This is a genomic window from Sphingomonas sp., from assembly GCF_017745215.1.
In the GTDB taxonomy this organism is placed as follows: domain Bacteria; phylum Pseudomonadota; class Alphaproteobacteria; order Sphingomonadales; family Sphingomonadaceae; genus Sphingomonas.
Map to the genome: position 1 here is coordinate 58799 of NZ_JAGHZV010000005.1, position 26095 is coordinate 84893.

General features: G+C 69.7%; 27 protein-coding genes and 1 tRNA gene. 12 read left to right on the top strand and 16 right to left on the bottom strand.

What is annotated here, in order from left to right; all coding sequences use genetic code 11:
* Positions 1-15: 15 nt before the first annotated feature.
* The 4 genes from J7495_RS06650 to J7495_RS06665 form a co-directional block, all read right to left on the bottom strand.
* Entirely contained in the window at positions 16-687 is a 672-nt protein-coding gene (locus J7495_RS06650; protein ID WP_294055588.1) for an HPP family protein, read from the bottom strand.
* Complete coding sequence (ruvX, locus tag J7495_RS06655) at positions 684-1145, bottom strand: Holliday junction resolvase RuvX (protein WP_294055590.1); 462 nt, start codon at positions 1143-1145, stop codon at positions 684-686. The genes J7495_RS06650 and ruvX overlap by 4 nt, the downstream gene beginning before the upstream one ends.
* 175 nt (positions 1146-1320) lie before the next feature.
* A complete protein-coding gene (tig, locus tag J7495_RS06660) occupies positions 1321-2961 on the bottom strand; it encodes a trigger factor (protein ID WP_294055592.1) in 1641 nt (546 codons plus the stop codon).
* Between the two features lie 62 nt (positions 2962-3023).
* A tRNA-Leu gene (locus J7495_RS06665) sits at positions 3024-3108 on the bottom strand.
* A 107-nt stretch (positions 3109-3215) separates the two neighbouring features.
* Here J7495_RS06665 and J7495_RS06670 point away from each other — a divergent pair.
* The gene (locus tag J7495_RS06670) at positions 3216-3395 is read left to right on the top strand and encodes a hypothetical protein (protein WP_294055594.1); all 180 of its coding nucleotides are present in this window, start codon (positions 3216-3218) and stop codon (positions 3393-3395) included.
* A gap of 10 nt (positions 3396-3405) precedes the next feature.
* Here J7495_RS06670 and J7495_RS06675 read toward each other — a convergent pair whose 3' ends face one another.
* The 4 genes from J7495_RS06675 to gatB form a co-directional block, all read right to left on the bottom strand.
* A complete protein-coding gene (locus J7495_RS06675; protein WP_294055595.1) occupies positions 3406-4119 on the bottom strand; it encodes a hypothetical protein in 714 nt (237 codons plus the stop codon).
* Between the two features lie 58 nt (positions 4120-4177).
* Complete coding sequence (locus tag J7495_RS06680; protein ID WP_294055597.1) at positions 4178-4798, bottom strand: peptidylprolyl isomerase; 621 nt, start codon at positions 4796-4798, stop codon at positions 4178-4180.
* A 61-nt stretch (positions 4799-4859) separates the two neighbouring features.
* Entirely contained in the window at positions 4860-5447 is a 588-nt protein-coding gene (locus tag J7495_RS06685) for a hypothetical protein (protein WP_294055599.1), read from the bottom strand.
* Between the two features lie 25 nt (positions 5448-5472).
* Positions 5473-6981, bottom strand: coding sequence for an Asp-tRNA(Asn)/Glu-tRNA(Gln) amidotransferase subunit GatB (gatB, locus tag J7495_RS06690; RefSeq protein ID WP_294055601.1), 1509 nt, complete (start codon positions 6979-6981; stop codon positions 5473-5475).
* Between the two features lie 80 nt (positions 6982-7061).
* On the opposite strand from gatB, the gene J7495_RS06695 reads away from it, so the two are divergent.
* Positions 7062-8114 carry an acyltransferase gene (locus J7495_RS06695; RefSeq protein ID WP_294055603.1) on the top strand — a complete coding sequence of 351 codons (1053 nt, stop codon included), beginning with the start codon at positions 7062-7064 and terminating at the stop codon, positions 8112-8114.
* A gap of 49 nt (positions 8115-8163) precedes the next feature.
* Positions 8164-9273 carry an acyltransferase gene (locus J7495_RS06700; protein ID WP_294055605.1) on the top strand — a complete coding sequence of 370 codons (1110 nt, stop codon included), beginning with the start codon at positions 8164-8166 and terminating at the stop codon, positions 9271-9273.
* Positions 9274-9280: 7 nt separating this feature from the next.
* On the opposite strand, the gene gatA is transcribed toward J7495_RS06700, so the two are convergent.
* Genes gatA through J7495_RS06720 form a run of 4 tightly spaced genes read right to left on the bottom strand, consistent with a single transcriptional unit; the run spans position 9281 to position 12781 of the window.
* The gene (gatA, locus tag J7495_RS06705; RefSeq protein ID WP_294055607.1) at positions 9281-10765 is read right to left on the bottom strand and encodes an Asp-tRNA(Asn)/Glu-tRNA(Gln) amidotransferase subunit GatA; all 1485 of its coding nucleotides are present in this window, start codon (positions 10763-10765) and stop codon (positions 9281-9283) included.
* Positions 10762-11049 (bottom strand): Asp-tRNA(Asn)/Glu-tRNA(Gln) amidotransferase subunit GatC, encoded by a 288-nt coding sequence (gene gatC, locus J7495_RS06710; protein WP_294055609.1) that lies wholly within the window; start codon positions 11047-11049, stop codon positions 10762-10764. Before gatC ends, gatA begins: the two co-directional genes overlap by 4 nt.
* 32 nt (positions 11050-11081) lie before the next feature.
* Positions 11082-12113, bottom strand: coding sequence for an MBL fold metallo-hydrolase (locus J7495_RS06715; protein ID WP_294055611.1), 1032 nt, complete (start codon positions 12111-12113; stop codon positions 11082-11084).
* Complete coding sequence (locus J7495_RS06720; RefSeq protein ID WP_294055613.1) at positions 12113-12781, bottom strand: peroxiredoxin; 669 nt, start codon at positions 12779-12781, stop codon at positions 12113-12115. Before J7495_RS06720 ends, J7495_RS06715 begins: the two co-directional genes overlap by 1 nt.
* 187 nt (positions 12782-12968) lie before the next feature.
* Between J7495_RS06720 and J7495_RS06725 the strand changes: the two genes are divergently transcribed.
* Positions 12969-14069: a DUF3089 domain-containing protein gene (locus tag J7495_RS06725; RefSeq protein ID WP_294055615.1), complete on the top strand. Its 1101-nt coding sequence runs from the start codon at positions 12969-12971 to the stop codon at positions 14067-14069.
* 129 nt (positions 14070-14198) lie between these two features.
* Here J7495_RS06725 and J7495_RS06730 read toward each other — a convergent pair whose 3' ends face one another.
* Genes J7495_RS06730 through J7495_RS06740 form a run of 3 tightly spaced genes read right to left on the bottom strand, consistent with a single transcriptional unit; the run spans position 14199 to position 16861 of the window.
* The gene (locus J7495_RS06730) at positions 14199-15518 is read right to left on the bottom strand and encodes an SPOR domain-containing protein (protein WP_294055616.1); all 1320 of its coding nucleotides are present in this window, start codon (positions 15516-15518) and stop codon (positions 14199-14201) included.
* A 1-nt stretch (position 15519) separates the two neighbouring features.
* Positions 15520-16134, bottom strand: coding sequence for a hypothetical protein (locus J7495_RS06735; RefSeq protein WP_294055617.1), 615 nt, complete (start codon positions 16132-16134; stop codon positions 15520-15522).
* A gap of 10 nt (positions 16135-16144) precedes the next feature.
* Complete coding sequence (locus tag J7495_RS06740) at positions 16145-16861, bottom strand: ParA family protein (RefSeq protein WP_294055619.1); 717 nt, start codon at positions 16859-16861, stop codon at positions 16145-16147.
* Positions 16862-17079: 218 nt separating this feature from the next.
* On the opposite strand from J7495_RS06740, the gene J7495_RS06745 reads away from it, so the two are divergent.
* The 3 genes from J7495_RS06745 to J7495_RS06755 all read left to right on the top strand — a co-directional run bounded on the left by J7495_RS06745 (position 17080) and on the right by J7495_RS06755 (position 19969).
* The gene (locus tag J7495_RS06745) at positions 17080-18048 is read left to right on the top strand and encodes an SPOR domain-containing protein (RefSeq protein WP_294055621.1); all 969 of its coding nucleotides are present in this window, start codon (positions 17080-17082) and stop codon (positions 18046-18048) included.
* A 64-nt stretch (positions 18049-18112) separates the two neighbouring features.
* Positions 18113-19150 (top strand): hypothetical protein, encoded by a 1038-nt coding sequence (locus tag J7495_RS06750; protein ID WP_294055622.1) that lies wholly within the window; start codon positions 18113-18115, stop codon positions 19148-19150.
* A 36-nt stretch (positions 19151-19186) separates the two neighbouring features.
* Positions 19187-19969: a MipA/OmpV family protein gene (locus J7495_RS06755; RefSeq protein WP_294055624.1), complete on the top strand. Its 783-nt coding sequence runs from the start codon at positions 19187-19189 to the stop codon at positions 19967-19969.
* A gap of 3 nt (positions 19970-19972) precedes the next feature.
* Here the strand turns inward: J7495_RS06755 and serB are convergent, their stop codons facing one another.
* The gene (gene serB / locus J7495_RS06760) at positions 19973-20851 is read right to left on the bottom strand and encodes a phosphoserine phosphatase SerB (protein WP_294055626.1); all 879 of its coding nucleotides are present in this window, start codon (positions 20849-20851) and stop codon (positions 19973-19975) included.
* Here serB and miaA point away from each other — a divergent pair.
* The 5 genes from miaA (at position 20844) to J7495_RS06785 (ending at position 25957) form a co-directional block, all read left to right on the top strand.
* Positions 20844-21779, top strand: a complete 936-nt coding sequence (miaA, locus tag J7495_RS06765) for a tRNA (adenosine(37)-N6)-dimethylallyltransferase MiaA (protein ID WP_294055628.1) — start codon at positions 20844-20846, stop codon at positions 21777-21779. The two genes, serB and miaA, sit on opposite strands and share 8 nt — an antisense overlap.
* Before the next feature lie 45 nt (positions 21780-21824).
* The gene (locus J7495_RS06770; RefSeq protein WP_294055629.1) at positions 21825-23612 is read left to right on the top strand and encodes an acetolactate synthase 3 large subunit; all 1788 of its coding nucleotides are present in this window, start codon (positions 21825-21827) and stop codon (positions 23610-23612) included.
* A gap of 4 nt (positions 23613-23616) precedes the next feature.
* On the top strand, positions 23617-24132 hold the full coding sequence (gene ilvN, locus J7495_RS06775) for an acetolactate synthase small subunit (RefSeq protein WP_294055631.1): 516 nt from the start codon (positions 23617-23619) through the stop codon (positions 24130-24132).
* 115 nt (positions 24133-24247) lie between these two features.
* Positions 24248-25267 carry a ketol-acid reductoisomerase gene (gene ilvC / locus J7495_RS06780; protein ID WP_294055633.1) on the top strand — a complete coding sequence of 340 codons (1020 nt, stop codon included), beginning with the start codon at positions 24248-24250 and terminating at the stop codon, positions 25265-25267.
* Between the two features lie 87 nt (positions 25268-25354).
* Positions 25355-25957, top strand: coding sequence for a TMEM175 family protein (locus J7495_RS06785; protein ID WP_294055635.1), 603 nt, complete (start codon positions 25355-25357; stop codon positions 25955-25957).
* The last annotated feature ends 138 nt before the right edge of the window (positions 25958-26095 follow it).

Sequence of the window (26095 nt, forward strand, 5' to 3'; positions counted from 1 at the left end):
CGCGTGGCCTTGGAGTCAACTGCCCCGGCGCTGGCGGGCGTGGCGCGCCGCGGCTTCGAGCAGCGCGTCGAGGTCCTCGCGCGCGACGTCGAAGGTCTCGCCCAGCTCGGCGAGCGCGGCGTCGATGTCCTCGGCGGTGAGCGGGTCCTGCGGCGGCGCCACCGGGCGGTGCGGATAGCTGTGGCCCGAAACCAGGCGGTGGAAGGCGAGCCCGCTCAGCACGAGCAGCAGCGCATTGGTGCCGACCGGCGCGAGGATGAACACCCACCCCGCGGCCTTGGCGCCCGCGCCCGCGACCACCGGCACCAGCGCATAGCCGCCGCCCGGCGGATGGAGGCAGCGCAGCGCCGACATCGCGACGATCGCGAGCCCGACCGCCAGCCCCGCGGCGAGCGGGGTGGCGCCGAGGAGGTGGACCATCAACGCGCCGCTCGCAGTCGAGGTCATCGCGCCGCCGATCACCGGCCAGGGCGCCGACATCGGGCTGGCCGGCACCGCGAACAGCAGCACCGCCGAGGCGCCGAGCGGGGCTGCGACGAACAGCAGCATGCCGGGCTCGACGTGGAAGGCGGCGATCCAGCAGGTCAGCCCGATCCCGAGCGCGCCGCCGAGCGCAGCGACCAGCCGGTCGCGCGAGCGGGCGCCGGCGAGGAGCGGGGCGAACCAGGCGACCTTGTGGCCGGTCATGCGCTCACCAGCCCGTCGATCGCGCCCTGGAGAATGTGCGCGGCGGCGGCCTTGTCGATCAGCTCGGCGCGACGCGCGCGGCTGAAGTCCTGCTCGATCAGCGTCCGCTCGACCGCGACGGTGGACCAGCGCTCGTCCCAGAGGAGGATCGGCAGCCCCATGTCCTCGACGTTGCGCGCGAAGGCGCGCGTGGATTGGGTGCGGGGGGAATCGGTGCCGTCGAGGTTGAGGGGCAAGCCGATGACGAGCCCTTTCACTTGCTGCTGCGCGATCAGCTCGGCGAGCGCGGCCTTGTCCTTGCCGAACTTGGTGCGGCGGACGAGCGTCGCGGGCGTGGCGAAGCTCCAGCCGGCGTCGCAGAGCGCGGTGCCGATCGTCTTGGTGCCGACGTCGAGCCCGAGCAGCCGTCCCCCTTCGGGGAGCGCGGCGCGGAAGTCGGCGGGGGTGAGGGTGATCATCCGCGCCCCCATAACCCCAACCGTCATCCCGGCGAAAGCCGGGACCCAGGGTTGCAGAGGACGTCGCTCGCGGCCCTGGGTCCCGGCTTTCGCCGGGATGACGATTCAAGGTTGGACGCAAGGCGTGGCATGCCTGCCCTGCCCATTGCGGGGAGGGTCGAGTATCGCGACGGCCTCAGTCCGCCTTCTTCTTCGCGGCCTTCTTCGGCTTCTCGGCCGCAGCTTCATCGGCCGGAGCCTCGGCCTTCTTGGCCTTCTTCTTCGGCGCTTCCTCGGTCACGTCCTCAACAGCAGGGGCTTCCTCGGCCTTGGCCTTCTTGGCGGCAGCCTTCTTCGCCGGCTTCTCCTCGGCGGCCGGAGCCTCCTCGGTCACTGCTTCGGCTTCGGCCTGCTTCGCCTTGGCGGCCTTCTTGGGCTTGGCGCCATGGTCGTGATCATGGTGATGATCATGGCCGCAATCCGGGCCATGGACGTGGGGGATCGCACCCTCTTCGCTCTCGATCGCCGCCTCGAGCTCCTCGCGCGTCACTTCGCGCTCGGTCACCTCGGCCTTGTCGAACAGGAAGTCGACCACCTTGTCCTCGAACAGCGGCGCGCGCAGCTGGGCAGCGGCAAGCGGCTCCTGGCGGACATAAGCGATGAACCGCTCGCGGTCGGCCGGCGTGTATTGCTGCGCGGCCTGCATGATGAGCTGGTTCATCTCCTGCGGCGAGACTTCGACGCCGTGGGCGTTGCCGATCTCGGAGAGCAACAGGCCCAGGCGCACGCGGCGCTCGGCGATCGCCTGATAGTCGCCGCGCTCGGCCTCGAGCTCGGCCTTGGCCGCGTCGACGTCCTCCTCATGCTCGGCCTCGTGCTGGAGCTGCGCCCAGATCTGGTCGAACTCGGCCGCCACCATCGACGGCGGCACCGGGAAGTCGTGGCCCGCGGCGAGCTGGTCGAGCAGCTTGCGCTTCATATAGGTGCGGGTGAGCCCGAGGTTCTGCTGCTCGAGCTGGCCCTTCAGCAGCCCCTTGAGCTGCTCGAGGCTCTGCAGGCCGAGGTTGGTCGCCAGCGCGTCGTCGAGCACGGGATCGCTCGCGGTCTTGATCGCCGTGACCTTGACGTCGAAGGTCGCGTCCTTGGCGGCGAGGTCGGCCACGCCGTAATCGGCCGGGAAGGTGACGTTGAGCGTCTTCTCGTCGCCGAGCTTGACGCCGACCAGCTGCTCCTCGAAGCCCGGGATCAGCCGGCCCGAGCCGAGCTCGACCGCCATGCCCTCGCCGGTGCCGCCGTCGAAGGCGACGCCGTCGACCTTGCCGGCGAAGTCCATCGTCACCTGGTCGCCGGTCGCGGCCTTGTGCTTGGGCTCGGCGTCCTCCCAGCGCTTCTGCTGGCTCGCGAGCTGCTTGAGCTGCTCGTCGACGGCTTCGTCGGGCACGGGCACGACCAGCCGCTCGAGCGCGATGCCTTCGATCGAGGGCGTCGGCACGTCGGGGAGCACTTCGAGCTCGACCTTGACCTCGGCGTCGCCGCCGGGGGCATAGTCGCCTTCGAGGCTGACCGAGGGCGACATCGCCGGGCGAAGCTTGTTCTTCGCGATCAGCGACTGGATGCCTTCCTGGATCGAGCTGTTGAGCGCGTCCTGCGCCAGCGCCTCGCCGTGCATCTTGCGCACCAGGTTGGTGGGAACCTTGCCGGGGCGGAAGCCGGGCATGCGGATTTGCGGGGCGACGCGCTTCACTTCGGCATCGACCTTGGCGTCGATGTCCTTGGCACTGATCTTGAGCGTGTAGGCGCGCTTCAGGCCCTCGTTCAACGTCTCGACAGTCTGCATTCTTCTCGACTTCCAATCAGATTCGGGATTCGGCCGATTGCGCGGGCTAACGAGCAACGGCCTGGTGCGGGCGAAGGGACTCGAACCCCCACATCTTGCGATACTGGAACCTAAATCCAGCGCGTCTACCAGTTCCGCCACGCCCGCAGGGGCACCGCCGGTCGCGCGGCTCTATAGCAACCATGGGCCCGGGAGCAAGCCGCAAGGCAACGCGCGGACGGTATGGTGCGTTTTATCGGGAAAGGAGTTCCGCCATGCCCGTCGAACCGCCCGTCCAGCCCACCGTTCCGCCACCCGACATGCCGCCGGTGCCCGGTCCCGGCACGCCCGAGCCCGCGCCGCCTGAAGTCCAGCCGCCGGTCCCCGACATCGACGTGCCGGCGCCCCAGCCCGCGGGCGACCCGGGAATCGCGCCGGGCCAGCCGATCGGCTAGCCCCTCCGCCTCAGTTGCGCGCGGCTGCGGCGGCCAGGGCTCCGTCGACGTCGAGCAGCGTCTCGCGCGCGATCTCGGCCGGGTGGGGAATGCGATTCCCCTCCGCCGCCTCGCGCGCGACCAGCGCCGTGAAGGTGCGCCACGCCGCGGCTTCGCTGTCTCGCGCGCCCTTTTCGGCGAGCATGTCGTAATTGGCGTCCGAGACGGCGCGGGCGAGGCTGCCGAGCGTCTTCCAGTCGCCGGCGAACTCGCCCGGATCGAACCAGCCGACCGCGAGGCACGCCGCGCCCACCCCCAGCCCGGTCCACCACGACCCGTCCCAGAAGGCCCAGGCACCGAGAGCGCCCAGCGCGACGACGGCGATCAGCGTGAACGCCGACATCGGCGGGCGCGGCACGGCGAGGCCGGTCTCGCGCTCGAGGATCGCGCGTACCTCGCGAGGCCAGGGCAGCTCCTGGTCGGCAAGCGGAGTCGCGGGGCGCGGATCGGTCTCGCGCCACAACGGGGCGAGCGCGCGGCGGAGCGCGTTGAAGGTCATCACCATCCCCTCGCGCTCGCCTTCGCCCGAGGAGGGCCGCAGCCGCATCAGCTCGTCGAACAGATCGCCGACGGTGCGGACGTGGCGGAGATCGCGGGGGAATCGGACGCCGAACGACTTCTCGAGCTCGGGCATCAGGCCCAGGCTGAAATCATCGCCATCGATGAGCACCGAATCGAGCGGCATGCCATCGGGCTAGCACAGCCCCAGGCCCTGCCGGAAGCGCAACCCGCGCCGCAACCCCTCAGGGCGCCACGCGCCGCGCGGTCAGAATCTTCACGGGCGCGACCGGGATCTCGCCCTTGAACGAACCCATGATCATCGCATCGGGCGACCGCGGCGCGTCGAAGATCCTGAGCACGACGTCCTGCCCCTCGACCACGCGCGCGAAGGCGGCATAGCCGAGGTTGTCGCCTGGCTTCGACGGATCGGCGTCGAACGAGGGCTGGTCGCCGACCATGATGGTGAACTCGCCCTGCGCGGTGCCGGGCGCGAGCCGCGGCATCGAGAGGGTGAAGTCGAGGTGCTTGATCCCCGTGAGCGTGGTCGGCTCGTGCCTGATCCTGGGCAGCACCTTCTTGGGGGCGTTCTGCACCCCGAACTGGACGAAGCCGAAGTGATCGGCGACCTTCACCACGCGGTAGAAGGTGATGCCGTCGAGCCGGCGCTGGTCGACGTACTTCAGGAAATTGGCCGCGGTGACCGGCGCCTTGTCGGCATAGACCTCGACGACGATCCGCCCGGCGGCGGTCTCCAGCGCCACGCGCGGGTTGGCGGCGGGAGCAGACGCGGGCGCAGGCACGGTCTGGGCGAAGGCGGGGAAGGCGAGGAGCGCCGCCAGCAACACGAGAATCGTCCGGATCATTGCCACCCCTCCGCCAGTTTCGCCGCGATCCTAGCCCGCGCAATCGCGCGGGCAAGCGGGGTCAGCTCGCTGAAGGTGCCCGGCAACCATAGGCCTCGGCATAGGGCTTGCCCCAGCAGCCGAGCAGCCCGTCGAGCACGTCGAGGTTGAGCGGCCATTGGACCCGCCACGGCGTGCCGTCCGGCAGCAGGATCGGCTTGCCGTCGGGGCCGCGCGCTTCTTCCTGGAAGTCGGCCGGTCGCGGCACGGCGGCGAGCTTGGCGCGTACCGCCTCCAGTCCGGCGCGGTCGCCGCGGACGAAGGCGATGCTGCCGTCGACATAGAGGTTCCAGGCACGATCATAGCCGTTCGTCCCGGGCTTGCGCGATTTCTCGAACAGCGGCGCAGCGGCGGCATAGTCGCCGGCATCGGCGCGGAGCTGGCCCTCGTGCCAATAGAGGATGCCGTCCTCGGCCTTGTGCGCCACGCGCCAGTCGCGGACGAGGTCCGCAGCCTCGCGGTCGCAGCCCTTCGCCGCGAGCGCGCGCCAGCCGCCGGTCAGGTCCTGGTCGAAGCTCCGCTGGTCCATCGCGATCAGGTGCTCGCGGTCGTAGCGGCAGTCGACGGCCTGGGGTGCCGAAACAAGGAGCAGCGAAGCGAAGACCATCATCGGTTCCTCCCCCGCCCCGCCGCGCTCAGCCCAGCGCCTTCTTGAGCAGCTCGTTGACCACCGCCGGATTGGCCTTGCCCTGCATCGCCTTCATCGTCTGGCCGACGAAGAAGCCGAACAGCGCTTCCTTGCCGCCGCGATACTGTTCCAGCTGGCCGGGATTCTTGGCGAGCACCTCGGCGATCACTGCTTCGATCGCGCCGGTGTCGCTGGTCTGCTTGAGCCCGCGCTCCTCGACGATCCTGCCGGGCGCGTCGCCGGTCTCGAGCATGATCTCGAACACCTGCTTGCCGAGCGTGCCCGAGATCGTCCCATCCGCCACCAGCGCGAGCAGCTCGGCGCCCTGCTCGGGGCTTACCGGGCTGGCGTCGAGGTCCTTGTCGAGCCGGTTCAGCGCGCCGAACAGGTCCGAGAGCAGCCAGTTGGCCGCGGCGCGCGCGACTTCGTTCTCGCCCTTCTTCTGCACCCGCGCGCCCTCGGCGACGAGCGCTTCGAACCAGCGCGCGGTGTCGGCATCGGCGATGAGCGTCGCGGCGTTGTAGGCGCTCAGCCCCAGCTCGCCTTCGTAGCGGCGGCGCTTGGCATCGGGCAGCTCGGGCAGGCTCGCCTCGCATTCGGCGAGGAACGCCTCGTCGAGCTGGAGCGGCAGCAGGTCGGGATCGGGGAAATAGCGATAGTCCTGTGCGTCTTCCTTCGAGCGCATCGGGCGCGTCTCGCCGCGATCGGGATCGAACAGCCGGGTTTCCTGGACGATCCTGCCGCCGGCCTCGAGCACTTCGACCTGGCGCCGCGCCTCGGTCTCGACGGTCTGCATCACGAAGCGGACCGAGTTGACGTTCTTGGTCTCGGTGCGCGTGCCGAACTCGGCGCCCGGGCGGCGGACGCTGACGTTCACGTCGGCGCGCATCGAGCCCTGGTCCATGTTGCCGTCGCACGAGCCGACGTAGCGCAGGATCGAGCGCAGCTTGGCGAGATAGGCGCCGGCTTCCTGCGGCGAGCGCATGTCGGGCTTGGACACGATCTCCATCAGCGCGACGCCCGCGCGGTTCAAGTCGACATAGCTACGCGTCGGATGCTGGTCGTGCATCAGCTTGCCGGCGTCCTGCTCGACGTGGATGCGCTCGATGCCGATCGTCTTGACCTCGGCCTCGGGGTCCTTCTCGTCGAGGCTGATCTCGAGCGTCCCCTCGCCCACCAGCGGGTGGTAGAGCTGGCTGATCTGATAGCCCTGCGGCAGATCGGCGTAGAAGTAGTTCTTGCGGTCGAAGCGCGACCATTTGTTGATCACCGCACCCAGCGCCATGCCGGTGCGCACCGCCTGGCGGATGCACTCGCGGTTGGGCACGGGCAGCATGCCGGGCATCGCCGCATCGATCAGCGAGACCTGGCTGTTGGGCTCGGCGCCGAACGCCGTCGCGGCGCCCGAGAAGAGCTTGGCGTTGGAGGTGACCTGGGCATGGACCTCGAGGCCGACCACGACTTCCCATTCGCCGGTGTCGCCGTGGATGCGGTAGCTGGACATGGATTCGCTCATCCCGCGGCGCCTAGCACCTTGTGAAGCCCACGACACCCCCCAAGGCGCTTTCTTAACCTGCACCGAGGCAGGAGACGTGCATGGCGCCCCCCACGGATTCGGACAGGCTCGGGACCTTCGACGGCATGCGCGGGCTCGCCGCGCTGCTGGTCGCGCTCTATCATTTCCAGCAGCATCGCGGCATCGCGACCATCCCCGGCTACCTCGCGGTCGACCTGTTCTTCGTGCTCAGCGGCTTCGTGATCGCGGCGCGCTACGGGCCCTTGCTCGCGGACGGGATGACGCTCGCCGACTTCTGGCGCAGCCGGCTGGTGCGCCTCTATCCGCTCTATCTCGCCGGGCTCGCGCTGGGCATCGTCGCGCAGGCAAGCATCGCCTGGCGCGGCGAGGCCGGCGCGCTGAGCCCTGCCGGCGGAGTCGCGGCGCTGGGCTTCGGGCTGGTGCTGCTGCCCGACCCCTTCCACAAGACGCTGTTCCCGCTCAACGGCACCGCCTGGTCGCTGTTCTTCGAGCTGCTGGTCAACCTCGTCTTCGCGACCACGCTCCACCGGCTCGGCAGCCGCTGGCTGGTCGCGATCGCCGCTACCGCCGCGCTCATCCTCGCGATGACCGTCCACCCGCCGGACTGTTTCAACATCGGCTGGGATTGGAAGAGCTTCCCCGGCGGGCTGATGCGCGCGACCGGCGCGTTCGCGGCGGGCATGCTCGTCTTCCGCTGGGCCTCGACGGCGCGGCGCCCGGAGACGACTGCTGCGGTGCTGCCGTTGCTGGCGATGGCGGCACCGATCCTGCTCCTGCCGCACCGTGCCGACTGGCAACTGCTCGTGGTGGTGCTGCTCTTCCCGGTGCTGGTCGCCTGGGCCGCGCGAGTCGAGCCGCCCGCCCGGCTCCGCGGCGCCTTCCTGCGCGCCGGCGACCTCTCCTATGCGATCTACGCGATCAACCTGCCGCTGCTCGAAGCCTTCCGCCCGCTGATCCGTGCGGTGCCGGCCTGGCTGGGCGGCGCGATGTACCTCGCGGTGCTGGTCGGTCTCGCCCATCTGCTGACGCGCTGGTTCGACGGGCCGGTCCGCGCGACGCTCGACGCGCGGCGGCGCGGCCGGCCGCTCGCGGCTGCCGGCAACCCGGCCTGAGATCCAAGGAATCGTTGCGGCGGCAAGCCGCGGCAATTATCGCGAAGCCATGACCGATCGAGTGACGGCGGCGAGCCCGGAGAGGGCCGCGCGCGAAGACTTCCCCGCACTCGACGCCCTGCGCGGAATCGCGGCGATGGCGGTGCTGGCCTATCATCTGGCCATGCCGGCGCCGTTCCGTTTCGCGAACGGCTATCTCGCCGTCGACCTGTTCTTCCTGCTGAGCGGGTTCGTGATCGCGCACGCCTATGGCGCGCGGCTGACGACAGGCGACATGGGGTTCGTCACCTTCCTCAAGGTGCGCTTCATCCGGCTCTGGCCGCTCTATGCGATCGCGACGGTGGCGAGTTCCGCAGTCTCGCTGGCCGCGGCCGTGGTGCATGACGGCGCCGCCTCGAGCGCGACCGGCCTGGTCCTGATCCGCTTCGCCGAAGGGCTGTTCTTCCTGCCCGACCTGTTCAGCAACGGCGCCCAGCTCTATCCATTCGTGACCGTCGCCTGGTCGCTGTTCTACGAGATCGTGGCCAATCTCCTCTATGCCGCACGCCCGGCCTGGTGGCGGCCGGCCCGGCTGTGGCCGCTGATCGTCGCCAGCTTTGCCGGCGCCTTCGCTTATGCCCTGATCACGGGCAGCTGGCCGGCCGGCTGGCTGGCAAGCGAAGCGCTCGGCGCGATCGTCCGGACGCTGGCCTCCTTCTTCACCGGGGTGCTGATGCACCGGTTCCGCGGCGAGATCGTGCGGCGGCTGCCGCGCGTGCATCCGTGGATCCTGCTCCTCGTCCTGATCGCGGCGCTCGGCGCGCCGATCGAGCATCCGGTCTATTCGCTGGCGTTCTGCGCCCTGGTCTCGCCGCTGCTCGTCGCGTTCGGCATCGGGGCGCAACGCTCCCGGCACGACGATATCCACCGGTGGCTGGGACTGATGAGCTACCCGATCTACATCCTCCAGAATCCGGCAGGGATGGTGGGTGCTTCGATCACGCATTTCACCGCGATCGCGCCGCGGATCATCAATCCGATCCTGATGGGCGCGCTGATCGTCGCCTCGCCGCTGATCGTGCGCTGGGTCGACGTCCCGATCCGCCAATGGCTGAGCCGCAAGCTGCTTGCCCGGCCCAGGCGCGAAGCGACCGCCCTCAACGAGGAAGCGGCGCCCTAGCCGCCGCTCACCACCAGGCCTCGGGCCGCGCCTTGAAGCCGGCGCGCTCCTCGATCGCGAGGCCGGCGTTCAGCACCGACTGCTCGTCGAGCGGCTTGCCGATGATCTGCAGCCCCAGCGGCAGCCCCCCCGAATCGAGCCCGCCGGGCACGCTCATCGCCGGCACGCCGGCCAGGCTGGCGGGCACGGTGAAGACGTCGTTCAAGTACATCGCGATCGGATCGGCCTGCTTCTCACCCAGGGCGAAGGCCGCGCTCGGCGCGGTCGGCGTGAGCAGCAGGTCGCACTGTGCCCAGGCATTGTCGAAGTCCTGCGCGATCAGCGTGCGGACCTTCTGCGCCTTGGTGAAGTACGCATCATAGAAGCCGGCCGAGAGCACATAGGTGCCGATCAGGATGCGGCGCTGCACCTCGGGGCCGAAGCCCGCCGCGCGGGTGGCGGCGTACATGTCCTGGAGGTTCTGGCCCTCGGCCAGCTCGCGCAGGCCATAGCGCACGCCGTCGTAGCGCGCGAGGTTCGACGATGCTTCGGCGGGGGCGATGATGTAATAGGTCGGCAGCGCGTATTTCGTGTGCGGCAGCGAGACCTCGACGATCTCGGCACCGGCGTCGCGGAGGAAATCGATGCCCTGATCCCAGAGCGCGTCGATCTCGCGCGGCACGGTGTCGAGGCGATATTCCCTGGGGATGCCGACCTTCTTGCCGCGCAGGTCGGCCGAAAGATTGGCTTCCCACTTGGGCACGGCGAGGTCGAGCGAGGTCGAATCCTTGGAATCGAAGCCGCTCATTGCCTCGAGCAGGATCGCGCAGTCCCTGACGTCGCGCGCCATCGGCCCGGCCTGGTCGAGCGACGAGGCGAAGCTGACGATGCCCCAGCGCGAGCAGCGGCCGTAGGTCGGCTTGATGCCGCTGATGCCGGTGAACGCCGCGGGCTGGCGGATCGAGCCGCCGGTGTCGGTACCGGTCGCCGCGGGCACGAGCCGGGCCGCGATCGCCGAGGAGCTGCCGCCCGACGAGCCGCCCGGCGCGAGCGGGGCGTTCCCGCCGTCCTTGCGCCGCCAGGGCGAGATGACGTTGCCGAAGTAGGACGTCTCGTTCGACGAGCCCATCGCAAACTGGTCGAGGTTGAGCTTGCCGAGCATGCCTGCGCCGGCCTCGAACAACTTGTTCGAGACGGTGGACTCATAGACCGGCTTGAAGCCCTCGAGGATGTGGCTCGCGGCGGTGGTCTGCACGCCTTTGGTGCAGAACAGGTCCTTCATGCCGATCGGCACGCCGGCGAGCGGCTTGAGCGTCTCGCCCTTCGCCACCGCTTCGTCGGCGGCACGCGCGGCGGCGAGCGCATGCTCGGGGGTCTCGACGATGAACGCGTTGAGCGCCTTGGCCTGGCTCACCTTGACGATGAATGCATCGGCGACTTCGCGCGCCGAGAACTCGCCCGTGCGGATGCCGTCGCGCAGCGCGGCGACGCCGAGGTCCGTAACGTCGCTCATTCGACCACCTTCGGCACGGTGAAGAAGCCGTGCTGCCCCTCGGGCGCGTTCGACAGGATCGCGTCGCGCTGGTCGCCCTCGGTCACCACGTCGGCGCGCAGGCGCAGCTGGTTGGGGATCACTGCGGTCATCGGCTCGATCGACGAGGTGTCGACCTCGCCGAGCTGCTCGATCCAGCCGAGAATGTTGTTGAGTTCGGGCGTGAGCCGCTCGGCATCGGCATCGCTGATCGCGATCCGCGCGAGGCTCGCCACCTTGAGCACGTCGGTCTTGGTTACGGACATGGCCGCGCGGCTAGCAGCCGCTGGCCCCGGCTTCAAGCGGAGACGAGCGGCAGCCCCGCCTCGCGCCAGGCCTTCATCCCCCCGTCGAGCGCCACCGCACGGCGGAAACCGAGCGTGCGCAGCGTCGCTGCGGCGAGCGTCGAGATCCGGCCGAACTCGCAGACGGTGAGGATCCGCGCGGTCGGATCGGGGAGCATCTCGTTGACGCGCAGCTCCAATTGCCCGCGCGGCAGATGGGTGGCGCCGGGGATGTGCCCGGCGTCGAACAGGTCGCGCTCGCGCACGTCGAGCAGGACCAGGCCGAGATTGTTCGATTCGACGCGCGCCGCCAGTTCGTCCATCGACAGGAAGGGCACCGCCGCCGCGGCTTCGGACAGCAGCTGGGCGACGGTCTTGCCGCCGCTCATGTTGGTGCGCAAAGCCTCGGTGAGGTGCGTCGGCGCAGCGAGGTTGAGCTCGCGCATCATCGCGACGAACTCGGCCTTGTCGCGCTTCTGCAGGCGCGGGTTCTCCACCGCCTCGATCGCCAGCGTCGAGGAAGTCCGCCCCTTATAGTCGTGCGCGGGATAGACGAGCGTCGCCGGGTCCAGCCGGAGCAGCCGGTTGAACAGGCTGTCCCACAGCGCCTCGGGGTCGCCGGTGGGGAGGTCGGTGCGGCCGGTGCCGCCGATCAGCAGCGTGTCGCCGGTGAACACCCGGTCCTCGCCCACCAGGCACATCGAGTCGCGCGTATGCCCCGGCGTGTGGAGCGCGCGCAGCTTGAGCCCGCCCAAGTGGAGCATCTCGCCGTCGTCGAGCCGCATCACCGTGTGCGGCGCGGGGCTCAGGCTGTGCGCCACCACCGCCGCGCCGCTCGCCGCCGCGAGCTCGCGCGCACCCGAGAAGTGATCGGCATGGGTGTGCGTCTCGATCACGTATCGGATGCGGCAGCCCTCGCGCGCCGCGGTGCCGAGGTAGCGGTCGATCTGCCGCAGCTCGGGGTCGATCACCGCGGCGACGCGCGTCTCGGGGCAGCCGACCAGATAGGACTGGCAGCCGCCCGTCGCGATCTGCTCGAACAGCATCAGCCGGGTTGCTTGCCAGGCTGCTTGGTCGTCCGGAGATAGGGCTTGTGCGCCACCCAGTCGGCGAACAGCGACCTGGCCTCCTCGTCGGAGACCGCCGGCACGATGATCACGTCGTCGCCCGAGCGCCAGTTCACCGGCGTCGCGACGCGGTGCTGCGAGGTGAGCTGGAGCGAATCGATCACGCGCAGGATCTCGTCGAAGTTGCGCCCGGTGGTCATCGGATAGACGAGGACCAGCTTGATCTTCCTGTCGGGCCCGATGACGAAGACGTTGCGCACCGTCGCATTGTCCGCCGCGGTGCGGCCCTCCGAGCTGTCGCCGGTCTCGGCGGGCAGCATGCCGTAGAGCTTCGAGACGCTGAGATCGGTGTCGGCGATCATCGGGAAGTTGGGGGCATGGCCCTGGGTCTCGCGGATGTCGTCGGCCCAGCGCGCATGGTTGTCGGCGGGATCGACCGAGAGGCCGATCACTTTCACGCCGCGCTTGTCGAACTCGGGCTTCAGCCGCGCGACTTCGCCCAGCTCGGTGGTGCAAACGGGCGTGAAGTCCTTGGGATGCGAGAAGAACAGGCCCCAGCTGTCGCCCAGCCATTCGTGGAAATGGATCGGCCCTTGAGTCGAATCCTGGGTGAAATCAGGCGCGATATCGTTGATTTTCAAGGTCATGGCGTTGTTCTCCTCACCCCCTGCAGGCGGCCGGAGCGCGAAGCTGCGCCGCCGCCGGGGCGAGTGCAAGCGAGGATTTTCTTGCCCCTCGCGATGCCCGCGATTGCGCCTTTCGCACGGTTGATGCACGGGAACGCGATTGCACCGGGGGGTGTTTTATGTTGCATTGCACAATGGAGATGGGTGGTTGGCCCGCAAGTTCCTCTATGCAGTCGCAGTCCTGATCGTGCTCGCGCTCGCCGCAACCTTCGCCTACCGGTTCTGGGGCATCCAGCTGCTGCGTCAGGCGCTGGTGCCGACGACGGCGGTCGCCGCGCTGAGCCCACCGCCGGACTATGCCAGGGCCGACCTGTGGATCGCGCGGCCCGACAAGCCGGGCAACCCGGCGCTGTGGACGCCCAAGGGCCACGCCGCGACCGCCAACCCGCCCGCCGCGGTGTTCTTCCTCCACCCGACCTCGTTCCTCGATCGGACACGCTGGAACGCGCCCCTCGACGACCGCGACGCCAATGGCCGCGCCGAGCTGTTCCTGCGCGGCCAGGCGAGCGCGTTCAACGAAGTCGGCGCGATCTGGGCGCCGCGCTACCGCCAGGCGACCTTCGGCGCCTTCCTGACCAGCAAGCCCGAGGCGCAGAAGGCGCTCGACTATGCCTATCGCGACGTGGTCGCGGCGTTCGACCAGTTCCTGAAGGAAGCCGACGACCGGCCGATCATCCTCGCCGGGCACAGCCAGGGCGCGCTGCACCTGTCGCGGCTGCTCGTCGAGCGGGTGGCGGGGACGCCGCTCGCGAAGCGCGTGGTCGCGGCCTATGTCGTCGGCTGGCCGGTGTCGGTGACCGCGGACCTGCCCAGGATGGGCCTGCCCGCCTGCTCGGGCCCCGACGAGGCGGGGTGCCTGCTCTCGTGGCAGAGCTTCGGCGAGCCGGCGGACCCTTCGCTGATCGTCGACACCTTCGACGCGACCAAGGGCTTCACTGGCAAGCCGCGCGCGGGCACGGCGATGGTCTGCACCAACCCGATCACCGGCAGGCCCGGCGACTCAGCACCCGCGAGCGCCAACCTCGGCGCGCTGATCCCCGATTCGAGCCTGAAGTCGGCCGAGCTGGTGCCCGGCGTGGTGCCGGCGCGCTGCGAGGGGCGCGGCTTCCTGATGATCGGCGGCAACCCGCCCGACCTCGGGCCCTATGTGCTGCCGGGGAAGAACTATCATGTGTTCGACTACAGCCTGTTCTGGGCGAACATCCGCGCGGACGCGAAGCGGCGGCTGGCGGCGTATTTGAAGCGCTGAGCCCGTTCCCCATAGGCCGTCATCCCGGCGAAAGCCGGGACCCAGGGTTGCAGAGGACGTCGCTCGCGGCCCTGGATCCCGGCTTTCGCCGGGATGACGGTTGTTTGAATTCGGCCTTAGCGACTTAACTCAGCGCGAAGCGACCTGCGTGCCGCCCTTCACCCAGCTCGCCATCGCGTCGCCGGCAGCGACGCGGACGAAGCACGCCCCGCCGCTCGACTTGACTTGGCGGCACAGCGAATCGGCGTCGTTTCGCGCGAAGCCGCCCACCGACAAGCGATAGAAATTGCCCGCCTTGGTCGTGACGCGCGCGCCCTGCGGCTGGTGGCGGCCCACTTCGGGCACCCGCGAAGCCGTGCGGCGCCACGCATCCCGCGCGACCGCCGGGCTCACATAGGCGCCGAGCTGGACGTAGTAGCTGCCCTTGGCGAAGCTTGCAGCGGCGACCGGCGCCTTGGCGACGCGCACGGCGATCGCGGCGGGCGCAGCGCGCGACGCGGCGACCTGCACCGGCTGGACGATCTCCTGGCGCGGACCGAACACAACCTGCGGCCCGGTGCCCGCGACCTGCGCAGGCTCGGGCTGGGGCTCGGGGCTCGGCTCGACGGTGGTCACCGGCTCGGCGGCCGCGACCTGGACACTGGGTTCGGCGACCGGCTCCTCGGTCGGCTGCGGCGTCGGCACCACGGCGGCGACGCCGACATTCTCGGCGGGCCTCACCAGCGCGAGTTGCACCGGCTGGCCCGAATCGGCCACCGGGCGCACGCCGAGCAGCGAAGCGACCTGGTCATAGGCGTTGGCCGGGCGCGAGAAGGCGGCCCATTGCTCGATCCGCGCATCGATCTGGTCGGGCGCGACGTCGAGCGCGGCGATCGCGCGCGCTTCTTCCCAATGGCCGGCGAGCGCGAGGCTCAGCGCGAGGTTCTGGCGGAGCTTCGGCGTCGATTCGGCGTCGCGCGCCGCCGGGCCGAGGAGCTGCACCGCGCGCACCGGATCGCCGGCGAGCGCGAAGGCCAGCCCGCGGTCGCTCACCGAAATCTCGCTGTGCGCCTCGAGCGTGCCGCGCGCGCCCTGCCAGTCGCCCTCGGCGATCTGCGCGAGCGCGAGGTTGAGCGCCGCGCCGGGGGTGGCGGAATCGAGCGAAAGCGTGTCGGTCAGCGCCTGGCGCGCCGACGTGAAGCGGCCCGCGAGGAGATAGGCCTGGCCGAGCAGCGCGCGATAGCCCGCGTCCTGCGGGGCATAGGCCACTGCAGCCTCGGCGAAGCGCACCGCCTTGTCGGCCTGGCGCTTGGCGAGCGCGCCGCGCGCCTTGTCGGCCTGCGCCGCGGCGAGCTTCGGATTCTCGGTCGAGGCGGCAGTCGCCATCATGCCCGGAAGCGCGGCGCCGAGCATCGGCCCGGTGACCACCAGCGCCGAGATGCCGATCGTGAGCAGGGTGCGGGTCTTCATCTCAGTTCCTTTCGCGAGCATCGAGCTCGCGGACGAGGGCGTCCACATCGGTGAGCGAGTCGAGGAAGCTGTCGAGCGCCTCGGTGACGATCTGCTGCGCCGACAGATTGCTGATCGCCGAAGCGAGGCGCAGGCGGCGGTGGCGCTCATGGTCGAGGCGGAGCGTGAACGCCGCCTTGGCCTTCTTGCCCGCCACTTCGCGCGCGACGCGGGCAAGCGTGCCTTCGCTCACCACCGGGCGCGCCGCGGGGAGCGCCGGCTTGCGCGGCTCGGCCACCGGCAGCGACGCGACCGGCGCGGGCTCGTCTTCGTACTCGGCGGTCTCGTCGTAATAATCCTCGGCCTCGTCATACCGAGGCTCGGGCGCGATCTGCTGCTCGAGCTCGGCGCGCTGGCGCAGCACCGGCGGCTCGGGCGCCTCGACGGGCGGATAGGCTTCGGCCGGCGCGGGCTGCGGGCCCTGGGGGTACAGCTCCTCGCCCATGTCGTTCCAGCCGAGGTCTTCGTGCGCGCTCTGCGTCATCCCCATATAGCCCTGGGGACGCATCGCCGGGCGCGCATGGCCCTTGCGCGCGAGGAGGCCGGAGGACAGCGAAGCGGTAGGCTTGCCCAGCATCGCGCTCTCCTCAGCTCACCACGCGGCGGCCGAAGCCGCCGGCGGGGCGCGCGGCGCCGAAGTGACTGGCAGTGGCGGCCGGCGCGGCGAACACCGTGCGGCGGAAATTCTTCTCGAGCCGGTCCGAGATATAGGCCCAGAGCTGGACGACTTCCTCGGCCGAGCGGCCGTTGGGGTCGACTTCCATCACGGTGCGGCCGTCGATCATCGAGGCTGCGAAATCGGTGCGGTGGTGGATCGTCACCGGCGCGACGGTGCCGTGCTGCGACAGCGCGACCGCGGCTTCGGACGTGATTCGCGCCTTGGGCGTCGCGGCGTTGACGATGAACATCAGCGGCTTGCCCGCGCGCTCGCAGAGATCGACCGTGGCGCCGACGGCGCGGAGGTCGTGCGGGCTCGGGCGAGTCGGGATCACGATCAGCTCGGCGACCTGGATCACGCTCTGGATCGCCATGGTGATCGCCGGCGGCGTGTCGATGACGGCCAAGCGGAAGCCCTGGCGGCGCAGCACCTCGAGGTCGGAAGCGAGGCGCGCCACCGTGGTCTGGGCGAAGGCCGGGTAATCGGTCTCGCGCTCGTTCCACCAGTCGGAGAGCGAGCCCTGCGGATCGATGTCGATCAGCACGACGGGGCCGTGGCCGGCCCGCTGGGCTTGCACCGCCAGGTGCCCGCTCAGCGTGGTCTTGCCGGACCCGCCTTTCTGCGATGCCAAGGCCAGGACGCGCATCTACCCCCTCGAAAAAACTGCCATGCTCCAGGGGCGGGATGCCATGATCGGGGATAAGAACAGGTTAACGCCCGTTTCGCCGCGGGACTCGCCCGCGTAACGACCGATTAAGGATTTCTTTCACAAACCATGGTTAACTGGCATTCATCGTTCGAGACGGGGGACGCGGGAGTTCGGCTATGAAGGCTCTGTGGTTGGCTGCGGCAGCGGTTCAGATTGTGCTCGCAGCACCCGCGTCGGCCCAGCAGGAAGACCCGGTGAAGGCCGGCGTCGAGGCCTGGGAGCAGAAGGGCGATTACAAGAAGGCCGTCGAGCTCTGGCGGATGCCGGCGGTCAACGGCAATCCCGATGCGCAGTTCAACCTCGGCCAGGCGTACAAGCTCGGCCGCGGCGTGCCGGCGCCCGATCTCGCCCAGGCCGAGATATGGTATCGCAAGGCCGCGCTCCAGGGACACCAGCAGGCGGGCGACAATTACGGCCTCGTGCTCTTCCAGAACGGCAAGCGCGCCGAAGCGGTGCAATGGCTCAACCGCTCGGCCGACCGCGGCGAGCCGCGCGCGCAGTTCGTGCTCGGCACCATGTATTTCAACGGCGACACGGTCGAGCGCGACTGGGTGCGCGCCTATGCGCTGATCGTCCGCGCCTCGCAGTCGGGCCTGCCCCAGGCTTCGGCAGCGCTGGCGCAGATGGACCGCTACATCTCGCTGAGCGACCGTCAGCAGGGCCTCACCCTCGCGCGCCAGTATGAGGAAAAGGCCAACCGGCCGACGCTGCCGCCGCCCGAAGGCTATGGCGACACCACGACCACCATGGCCGCCACGGCGCCGGTCAAGCCCGCTGCCAAGCCCAGGCCCGGCCCAGCGCCGATCCCGGCGAAGGTCCAGCCCGCGCAGACCCGCCCGGTGCAGGTTGCGATGGCCGACAAGCCCGCGATGCCCCAGCCCCGGCCCGCCGCCTCGGCCCCGGTGGTGCGCGACGGCGGCTGGCGCGTCCAGCTCGGCGCGTTCGGCGATCCCGGCAATGCCCGCAAGCTCTGGGGCCAGGTCTCGGGCAAGTTCCCCGGCCGCCAGGTGAGCTACATCAAGCAGGGCAGCCTCACCAAGGTGATCGTCGGCCCCTATGGTTCCAAGGCCGAGGCCAATGGCGCGTGCATCGCCGTGAAGCCCTGCGTGCCGGTGGGGCAGTAACGGCTCGTCCGGGCCCGCAAATGCCGTTGCGGAGTCGCCGGGCCCGGCGCACACTCGCCTCATCGTGCGCCCGCTGCAATTCCTGATCGCGGCAGCCCTGCTGGCCGCAGCCGCACCGGCGGCGCCCATTGCCCCGGCGCCAGGCGGTGGCGTGCTGCACCCGGCGGGCAGGATCGGCTTCGGCTGGGCGGACGACCTCTGGAAGCAATCCAAGTTCGGCTGGATGAGCTTCGTCGCCTTCGATCCCTCGGGCAGGCAGATCGCCTCGGACGGCGCCACCGATCCGACCGACGTGGACGGCACGCTCTCGCTCTGGAGCTTCCCCGCGGGCAAGCTGATCCGCAAGCTCCCCGGCCGCCCGATCGCGATCGCGCCCGACTGGCGCTACTACGCCACGACTGAGGGCATCCGGCAGATGCGCGACGGAACGATCGTCGCGCCGACCACGGGCACGGTCCACGCCGCCTTCGTGCCTCACCGCGAGTCGGCGGTGGTCGCATCCTGGGGCGACGGCCCCGATCCCCTGATGCCGCGCCTGGTCGACCTCACGACCGGCCGCACGGTCCGCGGCTTCGGCAGTCACCGCGCCTTTGCGCTCGCGGTGAGCCCCGACGGCAGCCTGCTCGCCGCCGGCTATTGGGATTCCATTGCGCTGTGGGACCTCCGCACGGGCCACCTGCTCGCGACTCTCCGCGGGATGGGCCGCTACGTCAGGTCGCTTGCCTTCAGCCCCGACGGACGCGTGCTCGCGGCGGGCAGCGACCTCGCCACGCTCCAGCTCTGGGACGTGCACCGCCGCACGCTGCGGCGCCAGATCGAGCTCGAGGGCGCGCAGATTTCCACGCCGGCGTTCAGCCCCGATGGCCGTCGCGTCGCCGCGGGCACCTATGGCAACGGCACCGCCTGGCTGGTCGACACGCGGAGCGGCAAGGTGCTCGGCCGCGCGCATGTCTCGGGCATGGGGTGCGGCTCGGTCGCCTTCAGCCCCGACGGCCGCCACCTGATCACGCCCTCGACCGGCGGGCTGGTGACCTGGCCCTACGACCGCGGCGGCACGGTGCGCGTGTTCCGCGTCTCGCCGCCACCCCCAACCAAGGGCTGATACAGCCGCCCGCGCGCGCCTGTTAGCGCCGCCGCCATGAAGCGGCTCACCCTTTGCCTCCTTGCCGGACTCCTCCCGTCTGCCGCGCACGCCCAGTCCGACGACGCCCCCAGGGAGCCGCGGCGCTACCGCGTCGTGCTCGGCGCCGAAGTCTCGCCCAGCTTCCCCGGCGCGCGGCGCATGCCCGTCCAGCCGCTATGGGACTATTCGATCGCCCGCGGCGACACGCCCTTCGCCTTCGACGCGACCGACGACAGCCCGGGCTTCACGCTGGCGAAGATCGGCGGCGTCGAGTTCGGCGGCGTGTTCGACTTCCAGAACGGCCGCGACTATCGCCGCGCCGGCATCCAGGGCAGCGGCGACACGCTCGAGCTCGGCGGTTTCGCCCAGGCGATGCTCGCGCCCTGGCTGCGCGCGCACGTCGAGCTCCGCCGCGGCATCAACGGGCATGACGCCTGGACCGGCAATGCCGGGCTCGACCTGATCCAGCGCGACGGCGACAAGCACGTCTTCGCGATCGGCCCGCGCCTCACCTTCGGCGACGCGCGCTACCAGCGCGCCTTCTTCGGCGTCACCCCCGCCGAATCGGCGGCGAGCGGCCTCACCGCCTTCGCGCCCGACGGCGGTATCCATGCGGTGGGCGCCAATGCCGGCTATCTGCGCCAGTTCGGCCGCCACTGGGGGCTCTACTCCTACCTCAAATACGACCGCCTGACCGGCAGCGCAGCCGAATCGCCGCTGGTCCGCGCCGAGGGCTCGCGCAACCAGCTCTCCGCGGGCCTCGCGCTCTCCGTCACCTTCGGCGGCAAGCGCAGCTGAGGCTCAGCCCGCCGCCCAGTCCTTGCGCGCGATCCCCTGAGCGTAGAGCAGCGCGGTGAGGTCGCCGTGGTCGACGCGCACGCCTGCCGCGGCGGCGACGATCGGCTTGGCGTGGTACGCCACCCCAAGCCCCGCGCGGCGGATCATCGCCAGGTCGTTGGCGCCGTCGCCCACTGCCAGCGTCTCGGCGAGGTCGAGCCCGCGTTCGCCGGCGCCGGCGAGCAGCGTCGATTCCTTCGCCGAACTGTCGACGATCGGCTTCTCGACCAGCCCGAGCAGCGCGCCGCCCTCGATCACCAGCCGGTTGGCGATCACCCGCTCGAAGCCGATCTGCGCGCCCACCGGCTCGGCGAAGCGGGTGAAGCCGCCCGAGATCAGAATCGTCAGCGCCCCTCGCACCCGCATCGTCTTCACCAGCGCCTCGGCACCCGGCGACAGGCGAACACGCTCGGCGAGGCAGCGCTCGATCGCGCGCTCCTCGAGCCCGCGCAGCAGCGCCACCCGCGCGTCGAGCGCGGCGGCGAAGTCGAGCTCGCCCTTCATCGCGCGCTCGGTCACTTCGGCGATCCGGGCCTTGATCCCCGCGTAATCGGCGAGCTCGTCGATGCATTCGACGGTGATCATCGTCGAATCCATGTCGGCGATCAGCAGCTTCTTGGCGCGCCCCGCCTCGAGCTGCACCGCCACGTCGGTAAAGGGCAGCGCACCCTCCAGCACCGCGCGCGCCGCGCCCGGGTTGTGCGCGAAGGACAGGTCCGCCGCCTTGCCTTCGTCGATCCAGCGCCAGTCGCCCGGCGCGCAGCCCGCGGTCGCCAGCCGGTCGGCCGCCGAGGACACATCCCCTGCCGCGAGCTGTTCTGCTATCAAGGTGGCGATGAACATGGGCACTCCCGATCGACCGAAGGTCGCGCTCATCGCAGGGCCGACCGCGAGCGGCAAGTCCGCGCTGGCGATGCTGCTCGCCGAGCGCCACGGCGGCGTGGTGATCAACGCCGATTCGGCGCAGGTCTATGCCGATCTCCGCATCCTGAGCGCGCGGCCGAGCGCCGAGGAGGAAGCCAGCGTGCCGCACCGCCTGTTCGGCCATGTCGACGGCGCCGACGATTATTCCGCAGCGCGCTGGGCGGCCGAGGCGCGCGCCGCCATCGCCGAGGCGCACAAGCACGGCCAGCTGCCGATCCTCGTCGGCGGCACCGGCATGTACCTGCGCACGCTCGTCGACGGGATCGCGCCGGTCCCCGAGATCCAGCCGCACGTCCGCGCGCACGTCCGCGCGCTCGCCGTCGCCGACGCCCATGCGGAGCTCGCCGAGCTCGACCCCGAGGCGGCGGGGCGGCTGCGCGCCAGCGACACCACGCGCGTCGCCCGCGCGCTCGAAGTCGTGCGCTCGACCGGGCACGGCATCGCGCATTGGCAGGCGCACCGCGTGGGGGGGATCGGCGAATCGGTCGAGGTGCTCGGGCTGGTGATGCTCCCCGACCGCGCCTGGCTCCACGCCCGCACCGATACGCGGTTCGAAGCGATGCTCGAAGCCGGCGCCGCGGAGGAGGTCCGCACGCTCGCCGCGCGCACCGATGTCGGCGCGAACGCCCCCGTCCGCCGCGCGATCGGCGTCGCCGAGATCGCCGGCTGGCTCGACGGGCACTACGACCGCGCCGAAGCGGTCGCGCGCGCCCAGGCGGCGACGCGTCAATATGCCAAGCGGCAGTACACCTGGTTCCGCCGCCAGCCCCCTGAGGCGTGGGGCCGGACGACGGAGACAGATACATACGCACTTCTTGGGCAATTTGAAAGAAAATTGTCTATATAGGCCTTGACCTGTAGTTTTCGTACGATTAGCAGCGCGCTTCCGACGATGCTATGGGCATCCCCGCAACGACCCTGGAGACCCGACGTGACGACCGAGAAAAGCGGTGCCGACATCCTGATCGAGACGCTGTGCGATCTCGGTGTGGAGGTCGTGTTCGGCTATCCCGGCGGCGCCGTGCTCCCGATCTACGACGCGCTGTTCAAGCAAGACCGGATCAAGCACATCCTCGTCCGCCACGAGCAGGCCGCGACGCATGCGGCCGAGGGCTATGCCCGCGCCACCGGCAAGCCGGGCGTGGTGCTCGTCACCTCGGGCCCGGGCGCGACCAATGCGGTCACCGGCATCACCGACGCGCTGATGGATTCGATCCCGATGATCGTCATCACCGGCCAGGTCGCGACGCACCTGATCGGCACCGACGCCTTCCAGGAAGCCGACACCGTCGGCATCACCCGCCATTGCTCGAAGCACAATTACCTGGTGAAGGACCCCGCGACGCTCGCCGGCGTGCTCCACGAGGCGTTCCGCATCGCGACGTGCGGCCGCCCCGGTCCGGTGGTGGTCGACATCCCCAAGGACGTGCAGGTCGCGACCGCGCGCGCCGACAATATCGCGCCGATCCGCCCCAAGCCCTATGCGCCGCAGACCGTGCCCGACGTCGCGCTGATCGAGCAGGCGGTCGATATGCTCGCCGCCGCCGAGCGCCCGATCTTCTACACCGGCGGCGGGATCATCAATTCGGGGCCCGAAGCCTCAGGGCTGCTGCGCGAGCTGGCGGCGCTCACCGGCGCGCCGGTCACGTCGACGCTGATGGGCCTCGGCGCCTTCCCCGCCTCGTCGGACCAGTGGCTGGGCATGCTCGGCATGCACGGCACCTATGAAGCCAATTGGGCGATGAACAAGGCCGACCTGATCGTGTGCCTCGGCGCGCGCTTCGACGACCGCGTGACCGGCCGGCTCGACGCGTTCAGCCCGCATTCGCGCAAGATCCACGTCGATATCGACCGCTCCTCGATCAACAAGAACGTCCGCGTCGACCTGCCCATCATCGGCGACGTCGGCCTCGCGCTCGAGGCGATGGTCGGCGCCTGGCAGGCCCGGCAGCATCCGAAGCCCGACCTCACCGAATGGTGGAGCCGGATCGAGGGCTGGCGCAAGACGCAGAGCCTCGCCTTCAAGGACCGCAAGGACGCGATCATGCCGCAACGCGCGATCCGCGCGCTGTGGGAAGCGACTCGCGACAAGAGCCCGATCATCACCACCGAGGTGGGCCAGCACCAGATGTGGGCCGCGCAGCACTTCCACTTCGAGGCGCCCAACAAATGGCTCACCTCGGGCGGTCTCGGCACGATGGGCTACGGCCTCCCCGCCGCGATCGGCGCGCAGCTGGGCAATCCGGATTCGCTGGTGATCGACATCGCCGGCGAGGCGAGCATCCAGATGAACATCCAGGAGCTCGGCACCGCCACGCAATATCGCCTGCCGGTCAAGATCTTCATCCTCAACAACGAATATATGGGGATGGTCCGCCAGTGGCAGGAGCTGACCTATCAGTCGCGCTATTCGGAAAGCTATTCGGACGCGCTTCCCGATTTCGTGAAGCTCGCCGAAGCCTATGGCTGGAAGGGCATCCTGATCGAGAACCCGGACCAGCTGGATAGCGGCATCGCCGAGATGCTCGCCTATGACGGCCCGGTGATCGTCGACTGCCGCGTGGCGAAGCTCGCCAACTGCTTCCCGATGATCCCTTCGGGGGCCGCCCACACCGACATGATCCTCGAGGACGCCCAGGTCGCTGGCGAGCTCGACGACGAAGCCAAGGCACTGGTCTGATCCCATGCACATCAAGGAAGAGCAGCGCGAGCGGCACACGCTCGCCGTGATCGTCGACAACGAGCCCGGCATCCTCGCGCGGATCGCCGGCCTGTTCACCGCGCGCGGCTACAACATCGAGAGCCTGACGGTGAGCGAGATCACCACCGACGATCTCGTCAGCCGCATCACCATCGTCACCTCGGCCTCGGCGGCGGTGATGGAGCAGATCATCGCCCAGCTCGAGCGGCTGGTACCGGTGCACAAGGTGGTGGACCTCACCGCCAGCGGCCCGCACGTCGAGCGCGAGCTGGCGCTGGTCAAGGTGGTCGGCACCGGCGACCACCGGATCGAGGCGCTGCGCCTCGCCGAAGTCTATCGCGCCCGCGTCGTCGACGCGACGATCTCCAGCTTCGTGTTCGAAGTGACGGGCGGCACCGAGAAGATCGACAAGTTCGTCGAGCTGATGGCCGAGGTCGGCCTCGTCGAAGTCGCGCGCACCGGCGTGGTCGCGATCTCGCGGGGCAAGGAAGCGGCCTGAACCATACACCCGTCATCCCGGCGAAAGCCGGGACCCAGGGGCACGGGCGATGACCTTTGTGGCCCTGGGTCCCGGCTTTCGCCGGGATGACGACTAGAAAGGGAAGAACCTGGGAATGCGTGTCTATTACGATCGCGACGCCGATCTGAACCTGCTCGTCAACAAGAAGATCGCCATCCTCGGCTATGGCAGCCAGGGCCATGCCCATGCGCAGAACCTGCGCGATTCGGGCGTCAAGGAAGTCGCGATCGCGCTCCGCCCCGGCTCGGCCTCGGCGGCGAAGGCCGAAGGCGCGGGCTTCAAGGTGATGGCGAACCAGGACGCGGCCGGCTGGGCCGACATTCTGATGATCCTCGCCCCCGACGAGCACCAGGCCGCGATCTGGGAAGCCGACCTCAAGGGCAAGATGAAGCCCGGTGCCGCAATTGCGTTTGCCCATGGCCTCAACGTCCACTTCGGCCTGATCGAGCCACCCGCGGACATCGACGTGATCATGATCGCGCCCAAGGGCCCCGGCCACACCGTGCGCAGCGAATATGTCCGCGGCGGCGGCGTGCCCTGCCTGATCGCGATCCACCAGGATTCGACCGGCAATGCGCACGACGTCGCGCTCGCCTATGCCTCGGGCGTCGGCGGCGGCCGCTCGGGGATCATCGAGACCAACTTCAAGGAAGAGTGCGAGACCGACCTGTTCGGCGAGCAGGCCGTGCTCTGCGGCGGCATCACTCACCTGATCCAGGCGGGGTTCGAGACGCTGGTCGAGGCGGGCTATGCCCCCGAGATGGCCTATTTCGAATGCCTCCACGAGACCAAGCTGATCGTCGACCTCCTCTATGAGGGCGGCATCGCCAACATGCGCTACTCGATCTCGAACACCGCCGAATATGGCGACATCACCACCGGCCCGCGGATCATCACCGACGAGACCAAGGCCGAGATGAAACGCGTGCTCGCCGACATCACCTCGGGCCGGTTCGTGAAGAACTTCGTGCTCGACAACCGCGCCGGCCAGCCCGAGCTCAAGGCCGCGCGCAAGGCCGCCGCGGCGCATCCGATCGAGCAGGTCGGCACCGAGCTGCGCGCGATGATGCCCTGGATCGGCGCGAACAAGCTGGTGGACAAGGACAAGAACTGATCGTCGGCGCCTGGTTCAGCCGCTTGAGTTCAACCGTCATCCCGGCGTTCGCCGGGATGACGCACTTTGGAGCGGGGGAGCAACCAAATGACCGACGGAGCCGAGGGCCGCGAAGGCGCCAAGCGGGTGGAGGCCTTCTCCGACGGCGTGATCGCGATCATCATCACGATCATGGTGCTCGAGCTCCACGCGCCCGAGGAGCCCGGCCTGAAGCACCTACTGCCGCTCTGGCCCGTCTTCGTCGCCTATCTGCTGAGCTATATCTACGTCGCCATCTATTGGGTGAACCACCACCGGCTGTTCCACTTCGCCACGGGGGTGAGCAACGGCCTCGTCTGGTCGAACATCGCGCTGCTGTTCGCGCTCTCGCTGGTGCCCTTCGCGACGGCCTATCTCGGCGAGCAGCAGTTCACCCGCGACGCGACCCTGCTCTACCTCGGCACGATGCTGCTCCCGTCCTTCGCCTACAGCTGGCTCCAGGCGGTGATCCGGCGCACCGGCCGCCAGGACGACGTCGCGCAGGACTATCACCTGCGCAGCACGCGCAAGGGGATGGCGGCGACGTTCGTCTATGCGCTCGGCATCCCGCTGGCGTTCGTCTCGCCCGTCGCCGGTCTCGCCTGCGCCGCGCTGGTCGCGGTCTTCTGGTGCCTGCCGAAGAGCCCGCTGGACGCGCTGTTCGGCGCGTAGCGACACATCGACCCGGCCCCTTCAACCGTCATCCCGGCGAAAGCCGGGACCCAGGGCCACACAGGTCCTTGCCCGTGACTCTGGGTCCCGGCTTTCGCCGGGATGACGGTTAAGCAGCGGACAGAGAAAAGGGCGCCC